This is a genomic window from Winogradskyella schleiferi (assembly GCF_013394655.1).
Lineage (GTDB): Bacteria > Bacteroidota > Bacteroidia > Flavobacteriales > Flavobacteriaceae > Winogradskyella > Winogradskyella schleiferi.
On record NZ_CP053351.1, the window covers coordinates 4,255,445 to 4,270,223 of the forward strand.

A 14,779-nucleotide genomic window follows, 5' to 3' on the forward strand; every position below is an offset into this window, starting at 1 on the left:
TCTTAAAATTTTGCCAACCAAGGTTCTGGATTCATGACTTGATCATTTTTATAAATTCTGAAACCCAGTAGCGATTCACCTTTAATTTTATTGGTAAATACTTCGCCAATAACTTGGCCTGCCAAAACTTTATCGCCTTTCTTTACATTAACCTTAGAAAGGTTCATATAGACACTAAAATATATACCGTGTCGAATAAATACGGCAGGATTACCATTTTTAATGACCAGTACTCTAGTCACTTCTCCATTAAAAACCGCTTTAACTCCAGATTTGTCTTCTGTTGCGATATAGATACTTTTATAATTTTGTGTCACGGAATTATCAACCAATGAGCGTTGTTTGCCATACTTCACCTTAACAACACCTCTCGAGACTGGCCAACCCAGTTTACCTCTGTTGGATTCAAAATTTGCAGATAGCAGTTTTGCTTCTGGTGTTTCACCATACTTACTTTTAGAAGATGTTTTACTTGATTCTTTGTTGGCCGCAGCAATAGTTTCTCTAATAATTCGATTGATTTCTTTATCTAAACGATCTGCTTCTTGCTTTTTCTTCTTAATCTGAGCGGCAAATTTTCCCATATCAGATTTAATGGAAGCCATCAGAACTTCACGCTGTTTTAATTCACTTTCTAATTCTCGCTTTGCAATTCGATTTTCTTCTATGAGTTTTTGTTTATCTTCCTTTTGTTTGGATAATTGAATGTTCAACTCTTGTAATTCCTTTGTTTTGGTCTTAATTGCTTCGCCTTGTTCTTTTTGATATTCTCTATATTGCCTAATATATTGTAGTCGTTTATAGGCTTGCTGAAAATTTCTTGAAGACAGTAAAAACATCACTTTACTCTGTTCAGATTTACTTTTATATGATTTGACGACCATAGCGGCATAATCGTCCTTCAATTCTTGTAACTGAGTTCTAAGACTTGTAATTTCTTTTTGATTGGTACTTATTTCCCTTGTTAAAAGATTAGCCTGTTCGTTGGTAATTCTTATCAGGTTTTTTCTAACATTTACCTTGTAGTTGATATCTTCAATCAACGTTATTGCTGATTTTTCTTCTTTCTTTTTCGTAAACAACAACGCGTTGATTTGCTTCATTTCTTTTAAAACCTGTTGGCGTTGTTGCTCAAGCTTTTTTTGCTTGTCGCTTTGCGCAAAGAGAGACGTGCAGGACAACAGAAGTCCTAAACTTAGAAGTATATAAAAATTCTTTTTCATTAATTTTTTAATGATTTTAACCTATTATAAAAAAACACCCTAAAAGCTTCGCTCGGTAATTTCTAAACAAAACATATTTTGTTTTTAATTAGCCTCAAGGGGACAATCCTAGAAAGCATCATAAATTTTAGCTGAAAAACAAATTGATTTTTCAAAATTATAAACCTTCATCAATTTTTAGTCTTAAGTCTTTTTTACTTAATTATTAGTGACCCATCAAAAACAATTAGATATTGTTTTATTTTCAAACTATACTGTTTATCAGTTAGTTAAAATTATATCTTGGTTCTTTGTTCTTGAAGCGAAGCGGTCTTACGTCTCATATCGCATATCTCATTTTATCTCAATTTCCTTATAACCAGAAGGAATATTAAATGGAAAACGAACCTCACCATCCAAAGCTACCGATTTAAACTCCAGCGTAATAGCCACTTGGTCTGTATCATCAACAGCGATAATTCTGATGTTTTCTGGTATAATCTGCTTTTTAACTTCTTGATACGATGAGTAATCGACTTGAAGCATACGCTTCTTTAGTTGTTGTTGCAATTGTAAACTATCCATTTTAAAATGTGACGGATTTATCAAATAAAACAATTCCATAATCGCATTTTGGTCTTTTGGACTTATGGCATATGAATTTCCGTTTACTGAAACCTGATGTGGTTCGTCTTTTAGGTCATAAATCGATTGGCCTAAAAGAATGTTTTGGACTTTCATAAAATCGAGATCCACGCCAACTACATCACTTAACAGTTTGTAATCGCCATCAAAATATTCGTTGTCCAGCTTATTGTAGAATCGCACTTTTTCTGGTGTAATCATCATTCGAGCCATACCCAAAGTAGCACTTAACCATATCACTTTATCTTTTTTCATACGAAGGCTAAACGTATGCCCTTGTTCATTTTCGCCTTGAATGATATCAATGGCGACCCTAGCATTCATGGTTTTAAAATCGGCTTCATTCTTCTCGTGTTGCCTTATGACTTGTTTTGCCGATAGCTTATCGCTTGCTACACCAGAATCGATAACGCTTTTGGCGGAATTACAACTGAATGTTAAAGCGATAAGTATGGTACTAATTATAAGTTTTGTACTTATGTAAAATTGGGATAACTTCATTTACTGTTGAGGCTTTAAGGTTTTCGCCTTTTTAGCAAACGTTTCAGATTTACTAATATTATTCAAGGCTTTGTAGGCAATGCTTAGTTCGGAATAGAAATCGGCTTCCATGGTGGTATTGTCGATTAAAAAATCCAGTCCCATTTCTAGATTATCAATGGCTTTTTGTGATTGACCTAAATTATTATTTGCCACTCCATTCATTAAATACAAAATAGGTTGTGCAGGATACAATTCCAAAGCACGTTCACTATCTGTTATAACTGCTTTATAATCTTTTATATCTAACTGAAGTAATAAGACATCCTTAATTAATTTGAAGTCGTTAGGGTCTTGCTTCAAAGCTTCTTTAAAATTTGAAAGTGCTTTTACCTTATCGCCTGCTCTTAAGTAATAGTGTCCCAAATCGCTATGCGTTTGCGCATCTTTATTGTCGTCTATAAGCGCTGTGATATCAATTAAATCCGACTCGTATTCAGGATTTTTAGCTACAAATGCCACAAAATCCTTAAGCACTTTGGCTTTCGCATCTGCATTTATTGTTGGGCTCGTTAATACTACTTTTACAGAGTTGATGGCATCATCTACTTTTTCATCTTGAAGGTAAAACTTATACAATGCCAAATGCACAAACTTAGAATCTGGTTTCACTTTTAGTAAGTTTTTCGCTGCTTTATAAGCGTTTTTGTGGTCGCCTGTTTGGCTGTATCTATAAATAAGCTTTAAGTGATTATCCTCATTATTCGGATTATTGGCGACACGTTCTTCTAAATTTTCAATACGATCGTCTGCGTTGCCTGTGATACTGTAGATATCGTTTCGCATGGCGTCTCTCGATTCACTTAAACCGAATTCAGCATCCAATTCATCCAATAAATCCAAGGCTTGTTTGTATTTTTCCTCTCTAACATAAAGTGCCGCCAGATCCTCTTTATAATCTGGATGGTACTTTACCAACTGTTTAATCGTTTTTAAAGCATTTCTAATATCATCTTGTTGGAAATATACATCGTAAAGTTCATCTAAAAACCAAACATTGTCAGGTTGCATGTCGATGGCTTTCTTTAGATTTTCTTCTGCAGCACCAAAGTTTTTAAGTTTGTTATAGTTTTTACCTAATTCAAAATAAATGACAGGAAGCTTGCTATTAAGGTTCAAACATTTATGAAGCGCATCAACGGCGCGATCATAATTTTCTATGCCTTTTTGCTTCAGCGCCTCAAAAAAATGCTCTTGAAATTCGTCTTCAACATTCCCTAAGTCGTCGTCTGGTCGTTTATTGAAATCGACTTGGGCGTAGATTGACTGCGGAATAATTATTAATCCGATTAACAGCAATAGTATGTATAGTTGTTTTTTCATATGTAGTACCTAAAGGCACTATTTTACTCTTTCTTGTTTTTTACCGATATGTTGTCCTCTAGGACAAAAATTGAAGTCTCTAATTGTTAAATTTTACTTTGTTTTTGATTTAACATATCTTCAATCATTTCAAACTTTTCTAACACTTCAAATTTTTCACAGGACGCCTTCATAGTCTTTCTAAAATGATTGGCTTCTTCTGGTAAATTAACACCAGCATTATCAAAAGTATGTTTATCAGGCCGTTGTGCGTAGGCAAAGAAATGTAGTGCATCTTTTTGATGTAATCTAGATCCTAAGCTTCCTTCGTATTTGTAAATCAAATTGGTCAAACCTTTCCAAGCATCAATGAATTTATGTTCTTGGTCTGGTTTAATTTTAATGGCGTACAATACGATATACATGTTTAGTTCAATTTATTTTTCTCACTTAACAACCGTGTAATTTTTTAATTTCAAAAGTTATTCCAAAAATTAATTTATCTGACTTCCTTTTTTCATCCCAGAGGGATTTTATATGGGTTGAAAACTGTTTGTTCTCATTTTTAAATGTGCCTTTAGGTACATTATATACCGTTCTTAAAGGTGCTTTAAACCACTTCTTTTCTTGATTAAAATTAGTTTCAAATTGATGGAACAAAAATAAGCTGCTGAATGAAAAATAGGTTCACAGATTAATTTGGGTTATGCTTCATGAGATTCCTGCTTTCGCAGGAATTTTATTCTATGACGGTATAATCCCCAATGCTAATCTTTGTAAACTCACCATTATATTTCACATGATTACCAATCATAGCTTCATCTAAATTAGCATTTTTAATAGTCGTTTGATTCTGAATTAAGCTATTTTTAACGGTTGAGTTTTCGATCACGCAATCTTTTCCTATAGACACATATGGTCCAACCGTTGTGTTTTTCAGAACTGTTCCTTTTCCTATAAAACAAGGCTCAACAATTTTTGAGTTTTCTAAAACGACAGAATCGTCAATTAATTGCTCTTCATTATCTGAGGTTAAAAACCCTAGCATTTTAGCATTCGTTTCTAAGGTAACGGCTTTGTTTCCGCAGTCCATCCACTCGTCAACAGTTCCTGTTTTGAAAATTCTTCCATCAGCCATCATGCGTTTAATACCATCATTGATTTGGTATTCACCGCCATTCATTATATTTTCATCTAAAATCTCTTGTAATTTTTCCTTTAAAACCGCCACATCCTTAAAGTAGTAGATTCCGATAACGGCTTGGTCACTAACAAAAGTTTCTGGCTTTTCAACCAATTCAACAATGTTCTTATCTGCATTCAATTTTACGACGCCATAAGCTTCAGGATTTGCAACACATTTTGTCCAAATCACACTATCCGCCGTTGGATCTAAATCGAATTCTGCTCTAATCAATGTATCCGCATAAGCAATTACGGCTGGTCCGGAAAGTGATGGTTTGGCACTCATAATGGCATGACCAGTTCCTAATGGCTGATCTTGTCTATAGATGGATGCTTTGGCTCCTAATCCTTCAGCGAGTTCCGTTAAACTCTCGACAACCTCATCTCCAAAAAATGCTGGATCGCCTAAAACAAAAGCAATTTCCTCAATCGGTTGCTTTAAAACTTTAGCAATATCCTTAACTAAACGATGGACTATAGGTTGTCCTGCAACAGGAATTAAAGGTTTTGGTACGGTTAAACTGTGTGGTCTTAGGCGAGAGCCTCTGCCTGCCATTGGTACTATTATTTTCATATCCTATCTAAATCCTTTCCAAAGGAAAGGACTTTTTTATTTTAATTAAACTATGTTTTAAATTATTTTATGTTTTTTTCAACCTAATTATTTACTTTTTGGGTTTATAACTACAAAGTTTTCAAAACCTTGCAGGAAATTTAATTGATGCCTGCGAAAGCTATTATCTTTTAGGTTATACTTTCTTCCCGTGAAAACACGAATTTTTTATTAATTTCTAATTTTATTATAAATCTAATTCCAGTTGGTACTCCATTTGGCTTGTTTGCCAATATATATAGACATACCAATGTTTCAAGCTTATTTATTCTGAGATTCCCGCGTTCGCGAGAATTGGTCATCTAACTCCTGTACTCCCAAAACCACCTTCTCCTCTATCGGTTTCAGAAAGCTCTATTGAATCTACCCATTCTGCACGCTCATGTTTTGCAATCACTAATTGTGCAATACGCTCACCATTATTTATCGTAAAGTCGTCGTTAGAAAGGTTGACCAAAATAACACCTATTTCGCCTCTGTAATCTGCGTCAATTGTTCCTGGTGCGTTCAAAACTGTAACTCCCATTTTAGCAGCCAATCCGCTCCTTGGTCTTACCTGTGCTTCAATCCCAACAGGTAATTCTATGAATAAACCCGTTCCAACAATGGTTCTTTCTAGAGGTTTAAGGACTCTAGATTTAGTTATACTTGCGCGTAAATCCATTCCAGCAGATGCTATGGTTTCGTAATGCGGTAAATCGTGTCTGGATTTGTTTATAATTTTTATTTTCATTCCCATCTTACGTCTTCCCAAGGGAAGAGACTTTTTAATTATGTTTTAATTTTATAAAAATGCTTCTGTGCTCAGCATGATTACACCATTACCTATTCAATAATTGCTTTAATTCCTTCTTTTCAAGTAAAATAACTAAGCCCAAAAATACAATTATCATTACAATTCCGAGAATATAATGCTCTCGATATCTATAGAAAAACAGAAATGAAAATAGAACAGATACAGTAAGGTAAAGACCTATTTTCTTCAAATCATACGGAATAGGATAATATTTTCGTCCGAAATAAAAAGATATCAACATCATCACTGAATAAGCTGAAAGCGTTGCTATTGCCGAACCTTTAAAACCAATAATTGGAATTAAAACATAATTCAACACTAAGGTTACGATGGCACCAACTATTGAAATATACGCGCCAAACTTAGTGCGATCCGTGATTTTGTACCAAACCGAAAGGTTTTGATAAATACCTAAGCAAAAATTCGCCAAAAGTATAAAAGGTACTATCCACATGGCTTCGTAATACGCTTCACTTAAAATAATGTAAGGTTTTAAGAGGTCTGCAAAAACAACGACCACTAAAAGAATTACAGAACCAAAGGCTATAAAGTATTCTAAAATTTTTGCATAGTTTTTTTGAGGGTTTTCGGTTTTAGAGTGACTGAAAAAATAAGGCTCTATGCCTAAACGAAAGGCGGTTGCAAACAAGGTCATAAATAAGGCCAATTTATAGCATGCTGAGTACATCCCGATTTGTTCGTTTGCAACATTCACTGGTAAAAGATGTTCCAATAAAATACGATCGAAGGTTTCATTAACGGAATAAGCAATACCTGCCACAAGAACAGGCATGGTGTATTTCATCATTTTTTTCCATAAAACGGTATCGAATTTGAACTTAATTTGAGCGTAGAATGGGAGCAATAAAACTAAAGTTAGTCCGCTCGCTATTAAATTTGAAATGAATATGTAACTGATTTGATAATCTGGAATATAGATACTGTTGAAAAACGAATTGCTCTCTGCTAAACCGTTCAAGTATAATAGTAGGAAGATATTGAGCCCAAGGTTAACCGCAACGTTAAATATTTTAATAATGGCGTAGCGCATAGGTCTTGCTGTAGCGCGCAACCAAGCAAATGGAATAATGACCAAAGCATCTAAAAGTAGAATAATAAATACTAAATTGAGATATTTAAGTTCTATATTTATTGCTGTTGAAATCTGATGTCGTAACAGGAAAGCAATACCCAATAAAATAAAAGAACTCACAATTAAGGAAATAGCTGAAGTACTCGTTACTTTTTCTTGATTGTCTTCTTTATTGAAAAACCTAAAAAAAGCGGTTTCCATGCCATAGGCCAAAACCACATTAAAAAGTACAAAATAAGCGAATATGAACGATACGCGACCATATTCCTCAACAGATAACACCTCTGGATTGGTATAAAGTGGTACCAAAATAAAACTCAACATTCTAGGCAATACTGTTGCTAAGCCATAAATGAATGTTTGCTTAAAAAGTGATTTGAATCCGCTCAATCTTAAAAATAATTATGAAATCCAAAAGTATTAAATATATATGGGTCTTTTTGTTAGATGATGCAAAAAAAGCCTTGCTTTACCAGCAAGGCTTTCATGAATTTTTAAATCAAAAATACTTTATTCGTCGTCGTCAACTGTAGCTACAATGGTAGAGGACTTTTTTTCATAAATTGATGGTGGTCCGTTTTCATAATACGTCCCTGCGAATTCATTCACAGACGTGATTTTTAAATATTTAGTTGTTCCTCCTTCAACATAACTCACAACACATTCGTCGTCTTTGAGCCTAAAGGGATAATCCGCTGGTGCTTCTGGTTTTTTGAATGTGTAATTTTTAGAATCATTCTCCAGTATGGCAAAATACTTACCGTTTTTTTCATTCAGTTTACCTGTAAGGTTTCTAAAATAAATACGATCTATTTCAACGTTGTCGGACAAATTAGTTATAGGAACGAAAATATTTATTCCTGTTCCACCAACTTTGATGCCTGCATACCATTCTTGAAAAGAAACGGTTTTAACTGTAAATGGTGCTTGTTGTTGTAATGTAGTTGCGGTTGTCATTTTTTGTGCAGCACATGGTAAAGCGGTACCATAAATAGCTGCGAAAACTAAGACGTAAATTGCCTTTTTAAGTCGTTTCATGTTAATGTAGGTTAAGGTTTGGACGGGCAATATAGATAAAAAAAGTAATTTCATCTACCAAAAACCTATTTTATCGATGAAATGCACTATTGCTCTCAGCCAATATACATACAACTAAACTATAGCGGCATAAATACTTGATGCATTGTTTTCAGAAATATAAGGTGGTCCGTTTTCGTAATAAACTCCTGGTTTTTCATTCAAATTTTTTACTTTAGGATATTTAGGTTCTTCATTTTCCAAAAAGCTAATAGCAAATTCTTGATTAGCTAAATCATATAGATAGTCATCATCTTTTTCAGACTTATTACAGGAGTAGTAAGGGGATTTTATTTTTTAAAATCACACTATCTCGACCGTAAATTTCTACCAATTTTAATTTTCTGAAGTAAATATAATCTAGTTTGAAATCGTCCTTATTATTTACAATAGGCACAACAGCATTCATACCTAAACCTTCTACATATATGCCAGCGTACCTTTTTTTAATGGCTGTGGTTTTAACTTTAGATCTTGTCTTAGGTTCAAACCTTGGTTTGGGTTCTAATTTGATGTCATCACAAGATTCTACTATTGTTTCACTTCTTCGTTGATAAGTGATAGGCGGAAGGTTTGTATCATAAATTCCTTCTTTTAAAATAACATCTGTGCGTTTTAGAGGATTAACTTCAGCTTTTTCGATAAAACTATCCGCACTTTCATTGTTAGCTAATGTTGTTATATACTTATCTTTCTCATCATTTCTTGCAGCAACTGTTATAGCGGTATTTTCGTAAATTGAAGGTGGTCCATTTTCATAATAGGTACCTGCTTTTTCACTCATGTCAGTTACTTTTAAATATTTAACTACTCCATTTTCCACATAACTAATAGCACATTCGTTATCACCTAATGTAAATGGAAAATTATCGTCTTTTTCTGTCTTTTTAAAGGTATAATAAGGGGACTTGTTTTTTAAGACGGCTGTATATCTACCATAGTTTTCAACGAGCTTAGCTTTCAGGTTTCTAAAATACACGCTATCTATTTTAATATGTTCTTCTTTATTAACTATAGGTACAAAAACATTCAATCCAGTGCCTCCAACTTTTATACCTGCGTACCATTCTTGATACGATATCGTTTTAACTTTAAATGTTTTAGTAGGTTGAAACTTGGGTTCAGGTTTTAAATTTGACTCCTCACCAGATACTATCATTGCTTCTCGCCTTCTTTGGTACGCCAAAGGTGGACCATCTTTATAGTAAATTGCTTCTTTTTGTATGACATCGGTCAGTTTTAGATATTTAACCTTACCTTTTTCAACATAACTAATTGCGCATTCGTTGTTAGCTAAGGTAAACGGATAGTCATTTACTTTTTCTGTTTTTTCTATGGTATAGTCAAGTGAATTAGTCCGTAATACGGAAGTGTATCTACTATAATTTCTAACTAACTGACCTTTAAAGTTTCTGAAATAGACACTATCTATGATGATATCCTCAGCTTTATTAACTATTGGCACATAAACATTGATACCTGTATCTTCTTCATTATCGCCAGCATTCCATTCTTGAAAAGATATTGTTCTGACTTTAAATGGAATAGGTTCTTCCGACGATTTGATAAATGCTCTTGAACTTGAACACTGAAAATTGGACGAAGCTAAAACAGCTAAACCTATAATGTAGGCTGCTTTTCTTAATCGTTTCATAATAATGTAGGTTAAGATTTGGAAATGCAATATAGATGAAAAACACAATAAATCTATTAAATGCACTTTTTATTCGACAAAAAGTATTTTAAGGTAAGATTTTTTATATATATTTAACATTTATGTATCAACCAGAGTACTTTATCATCTATTTGAGGAATTTTTAGGATAGTTTAAAGGCTTGTGTTCCTTAATATTAGATATTTTGAAATAATGCACTTTATCATGCTCTAAGTAGCTCATTACACATTCATCATCCTGTATTTGAAATGGCCAACTTGAAGTCGTTACATTCGACTTCAAACGTCCAATGTATAATAAACTATCTTTAGTATTGGATTGAAGTTTGGCTACTTGTCCACGAAAATATAGACTATCCAAATCTATCAAAGTATCATTTATCTCAATATAGACGTTAACTCCAGAACCACCTTCTTTTATTCCTGCGTTCCACTTTTGGTAATACACTGTTTCAACTGTGAATGGTGTTTCTTTTTCTAGCTTAGGCATGGATACACATTGATATAGCGCTATGAATGACACTTGTATCAATATAAAAAATACTAAGTTTTTTAATATTTTCATATTATAAATATAAGATTTCGAAAAGTAATGTCATAAAAAAACCTAACTCATTAAAGTTAGGTTGAAGTATTTTAAGTCTGAGATTCCTGCTTTTGCAGGAATTTGTTAGTTATTCAATGCCTCAGCACCACCAACAATCTCTAAGATTTCGTTAGTAATGGCAGCTTGTCTTGCTTTGTTATAAGTTAATTTAAGTTGATCTCTTAATTCTGTGGCGTTATCTGTTGCTTTATGCATCGCTGTCATACGAGCACCATGTTCAGAAGCAAAAGAATCCCTTATGCCTTTGTACAATTGTGTTTTTAATGCCTTAGGAATTAAAGCTTCAACAATCTCCTCTTTAGAAGGTTCAAAAATATAATCTGTATTAGAAACCACATCGCCTTCAACTGGCTTAATTGGTAAAAACTGTTCCGCAATTACAAGCTGAGTCGCTGCATTCTTAAAGTGATTGTAAACAATTTCAATTTTATCAAACTCTCCTGATGTAAATTTATCCATTAACATTTCAGCTATCTCAGCAACATTATCAAAAGTTAAATCGTCATAAAGGTCACTTTTATTAGCGATAACTTTATTGGTCTTTTTAAATGCATCGTTAGCTTTCTTACCGATTGCTAAATAAGACACTTCTTGGTTAGCATAAGTGCTTCCAGAGAGTCTATTAACCTCTTTAATAATATTAGAATTAAAAGCACCTGCGAGACCTCTGTTAGAGGTAATAGCAACGATTAAAACGTTCTTCACTTCTCTTTGAACAGAATATTTACTTCCTGAATCTGCGTCTAAAGTAGCGCTTAAACTCTGAAGTAATTCCGTTAACTTATTGGAGTATGGACGCATGGCAGTAATAGCATCTTGGGCTTTCTTTAACTTGGCAGCAGATACCATTTTCATGGCACTTGTAATCTGCATCGTTGAAGATACCGATGATATTCTGTTTCTAATTTCCTTTAAATTCGCCATCCTTTTATTATAAAGACCCTTCTAGCTACCTCCAACAAAATATGTTTTGCTTTTGGTAATCATCCGAGTGACATTAGTTTAAAATATTAAGCTCTGTATTTACTTGAAAGATCTTTTGCTACGCTTGTCAATGTATCAATGACCTCATCGGTTAATTTACCTGCTTTAAGTGTATCTAAAGTATCTCTATGCTTGGCGTTTAAGAACTCCAAATAGTCTCTCTCAAATTCCTTCACTTTATCGACAGGAACATCCTTTAACAAGTTCTTAGAACCTGCATAAATAATAGCGACCTGATCTTCAACTCTGAAAGGGTCGTTTTGTGCTTGCTTCAAGATTTCAACATTACGCTTACCTTTGTTGATTACGTTTAGTGTAACCGCATCTAAATCTGAACCAAACTTAGCAAATGCTTCCAATTCACGGAACTGCGCTTGATCTAATTTCAATGTACCAGATACCTTTTTCATAGATTTAATCTGTGCATTACCACCAACACGCGATACTGAAATACCTACGTTAATCGCTGGACGAACACCAGAGTTAAATAAATCACCATCTAAGAATATCTGACCATCCGTAATCGAAATTACGTTAGTTGGAATATATGCCGATACGTCACCCGCTTGTGTTTCAATGATTGGCAATGCCGTTAAAGAACCACCACCTTTTACTAAAGGTTTTAGAACCTCAGGTAAATCGTTCATTTCTTTAGCAATAGAATCATCGTTAATGACTTTAGCAGAACGCTCCAATAATCTTGAGTGTAAGTAGAATACATCACCAGGATATGCCTCACGTCCTGGAGGACGTCTTAACAATAAAGACACCTCACGGTAAGCAACGGCTTGTTTTGATAAATCATCAAATACGATTAAAGCCGGACGACCAGTATCTCTAAAATATTCTCCAATAGATGCGCCTGTAAATGGTGCATAAACTTGCATTGCAGCAGGATCTGATGCATTTGCAGCAACTATTGTTGTATAAGCTAAAGCACCTCTTTCTTCTAAAGTTTTAGCAATTAAAGCTACTGTTGAAGCCTTTTGACCTACAGCAACATATATACAATATACAGGCTCACCTGCATCGTAAAATTCTTTTTGATTTAAGATGGTATCAATACAAACCGCTGTTTTACCAGTTTGACGGTCACCAATTACCAACTCACGTTGCCCTCTACCAACTGGAATCATGGCGTCAATCGCCTTAATACCTGTTTGTAACGGCTCAGTTACCGGCTCTCTGTATATCACACCAGGTGCTTTACGCTCTAAAGGCATTTCATAAGTTTCACCAGCGATTGGTCCTTTACCATCAATAGGATTACCTAAAGTATCTACAACACGACCAACAATACCTTCTCCTACTTTCACAGAGGCAATTCGTTCTGTACGTTTTACTATAGAACCTTCTTTCACTCCTATTGAAGTTCCTAAAAGTACAATACCTACATTATCCTCTTCAAGGTTAAGTACAATTCCTTCTGCACCACCATCGAATTCCACTAATTCACCATATTGCACATTAGCTAATCCGTAAGCACGTACAATACCATCACCTACAGTTAATACTGTCCCTACTTCGTCTAATGAAGCACTTGCTTCAAAACCTGAAAGTTGTTGTTTTAAGATTGCTGATATTTCAGCTGGTTTTACTTCTGCCATCTCTATTTAGATATTAGACGTTAGATGTTAGACGTTAGTCGCCAACTCTGACGTTTTTAATTTAATGTAAATTCTCTTTTTAATTTATCGAGTTTGTTTGCGATACTTGCATTATACTGAATATCTCCTACTCGTAATATGAAACCACCTAAGATGCTTTCATCTATAATATTTTCTAATTCTGCTTTCTTACCTGTTAGTTCTTTCACTTTAGCAACAACCTTGGCTTTTAAATCCTCAGTTAAAGGCACTGCTGTCGTTACCTTCGCAATTTGTGAGTCCCTTAGTCGATCGTATAACATTATATAACTTGCAGCTACATCATTTAAAAGCGCCAGTCTTTTGTTTTCAATTAATGTGTCTATTAAATTAAAGGTTGCCACATTAGCATCCTTAAACACTTTTGAAAGTACCGATTTTTTATCTGAAGCTCTCACTACAGGACTTTGAAGCATCTGATCTAAGTCCACACTCTGAGTGATAGCGTTAGTGATTGATTTCATATCACTGTTTACCGCTTCAGCAGATTTATTGTCTGTTGCTAAGCTCAAAACTGCTTTGGCATAACGTATTGCCGCTCTAGATCCTGCCATATCCTATTCTAAATCCTTTCCAAAGGAAAGAAGTTCTTATTAATTAATTTTAGTTTAAAGTTGCTTCTCCTAACATGTTTTCAACCAATTTTAGTTGCTTGTCTTTGTTAGATAATTCTTCACGCACTACCTTTTCAGCGATATCGATTGATAAGCCTGCAACATAGCTTTTTAATTCTGCCATCGATGCTTTCTTTTCACTTTCAATAGCGGCTTGTGCCTGCTCAATCATTTTGCTCGCTTGTGCTTGCGCTTCTTCTTTAGCGTCTGAAACAATTTTATTCTTCATGTCACGAGCATCTTTTAACATCGCTTCACGTTCAGCACGTGCTTCTTGCAGAATACGTTCGTTATCAGCATGAAGGTTTTCCATCTCCCTACGTGCCTTTTCAGCAGAAGCCAATGCATCTTTAATACCTTCTTCTCTTTCGCCTACAGCCCCTAAAATCGGTTTCCAAGCAAATTTTCTTAAGATAAGAAGCAATATCAAAAATGTAATTAACGTCCAAAAGACCAATCCAAATTCAGGTGTAATTAAATCCATTTTGTTTTGTTTTAAATAACTTAAATTTTATCCTTCTACACATAAAGCTTTGAAGGATGATATAAAATACAGAAGCAACCAACCGTTACTTCTGTATCTTAAATGTCTTACCCTTGTAAGAAAGCAACAACAACACCAAATAGTGCTACCGCTTCTACGAAGGCTGCTAAGATTAATGCAGAAGATTGAATCTTTCCGTGCATTTCTGGTTGACGAGCCATAGCTTCCATAGCTGATCCACCAATCTTACCAATACCAACACCAGCTCCAATAGCTGCTAAACCAGCTCCAATAGCTGCAATTCCAGTAATAGTCAT

At 34.4% G+C, this 14,779-nt stretch carries 16 protein-coding genes; all 16 read right to left on the bottom strand.

Translation table 11 applies throughout. The features are described from left to right. Positions 1-2: 2 nt before the first annotated feature. On the bottom strand, positions 3-1,223 hold the full coding sequence (locus tag HM990_RS18425; protein ID WP_178991241.1) for a murein hydrolase activator EnvC family protein: 1,221 nt from the start codon (positions 1,221-1,223) through the stop codon (positions 3-5). Positions 1,224-1,556: 333 nt separating this feature from the next. Next, the gene (locus HM990_RS18430; protein WP_178991243.1) at positions 1,557-2,348 is read right to left on the bottom strand and encodes a DUF4292 domain-containing protein; all 792 of its coding nucleotides are present in this window, start codon (positions 2,346-2,348) and stop codon (positions 1,557-1,559) included. Continuing rightward, on the bottom strand, positions 2,349-3,710 hold the full coding sequence (locus HM990_RS18435) for a tetratricopeptide repeat protein (RefSeq protein ID WP_178991245.1): 1,362 nt from the start codon (positions 3,708-3,710) through the stop codon (positions 2,349-2,351). It lies immediately after the preceding gene. Between the two features lie 86 nt (positions 3,711-3,796). Next, the gene (locus HM990_RS18440) at positions 3,797-4,114 is read right to left on the bottom strand and encodes an antibiotic biosynthesis monooxygenase family protein (protein WP_178991247.1); all 318 of its coding nucleotides are present in this window, start codon (positions 4,112-4,114) and stop codon (positions 3,797-3,799) included. Between the two features lie 314 nt (positions 4,115-4,428). Beyond that, entirely contained in the window at positions 4,429-5,448 is a 1,020-nt protein-coding gene (locus HM990_RS18445; RefSeq protein ID WP_178991249.1) for a sugar phosphate nucleotidyltransferase, read from the bottom strand. 337 nt (positions 5,449-5,785) lie between these two features. After that, on the bottom strand, positions 5,786-6,220 hold the full coding sequence (gene dut, locus HM990_RS18450) for a dUTP diphosphatase (protein WP_178991251.1): 435 nt from the start codon (positions 6,218-6,220) through the stop codon (positions 5,786-5,788). Positions 6,221-6,308: 88 nt separating this feature from the next. Next, complete coding sequence (locus HM990_RS18455; protein WP_178991253.1) at positions 6,309-7,766, bottom strand: oligosaccharide flippase family protein; 1,458 nt, start codon at positions 7,764-7,766, stop codon at positions 6,309-6,311. A 120-nt stretch (positions 7,767-7,886) separates the two neighbouring features. Next, positions 7,887-8,414 (bottom strand): hypothetical protein, encoded by a 528-nt coding sequence (locus HM990_RS18460; protein ID WP_178991255.1) that lies wholly within the window; start codon positions 8,412-8,414, stop codon positions 7,887-7,889. 114 nt (positions 8,415-8,528) lie between these two features. Then, positions 8,529-8,657, bottom strand: a complete 129-nt coding sequence (locus HM990_RS19945; RefSeq protein WP_262886556.1) for a hypothetical protein — start codon at positions 8,655-8,657, stop codon at positions 8,529-8,531. 64 nt (positions 8,658-8,721) lie between these two features. Then, positions 8,722-10,107: a hypothetical protein gene (locus tag HM990_RS18465; protein WP_178991257.1), complete on the bottom strand. Its 1,386-nt coding sequence runs from the start codon at positions 10,105-10,107 to the stop codon at positions 8,722-8,724. A gap of 144 nt (positions 10,108-10,251) precedes the next feature. Next, complete coding sequence (locus tag HM990_RS18470) at positions 10,252-10,617, bottom strand: hypothetical protein (protein ID WP_178991258.1); 366 nt, start codon at positions 10,615-10,617, stop codon at positions 10,252-10,254. A 180-nt stretch (positions 10,618-10,797) separates the two neighbouring features. Then, entirely contained in the window at positions 10,798-11,658 is an 861-nt protein-coding gene (gene atpG, locus HM990_RS18475) for an ATP synthase F1 subunit gamma (RefSeq protein WP_178991260.1), read from the bottom strand. An 86-nt stretch (positions 11,659-11,744) separates the two neighbouring features. Next, the gene (gene atpA, locus HM990_RS18480) at positions 11,745-13,325 is read right to left on the bottom strand and encodes a F0F1 ATP synthase subunit alpha (protein ID WP_178991262.1); all 1,581 of its coding nucleotides are present in this window, start codon (positions 13,323-13,325) and stop codon (positions 11,745-11,747) included. 56 nt (positions 13,326-13,381) lie between these two features. Further along, positions 13,382-13,918: an ATP synthase F1 subunit delta gene (gene atpH, locus HM990_RS18485; protein WP_178991264.1), complete on the bottom strand. Its 537-nt coding sequence runs from the start codon at positions 13,916-13,918 to the stop codon at positions 13,382-13,384. A 49-nt stretch (positions 13,919-13,967) separates the two neighbouring features. Then, entirely contained in the window at positions 13,968-14,462 is a 495-nt protein-coding gene (locus tag HM990_RS18490) for a F0F1 ATP synthase subunit B (protein WP_178991266.1), read from the bottom strand. A 107-nt stretch (positions 14,463-14,569) separates the two neighbouring features. Beyond that, positions 14,570-14,779 carry an ATP synthase F0 subunit C gene (atpE, locus tag HM990_RS18495; protein ID WP_034042296.1) on the bottom strand — a complete coding sequence of 70 codons (210 nt, stop codon included), beginning with the start codon at positions 14,777-14,779 and terminating at the stop codon, positions 14,570-14,572.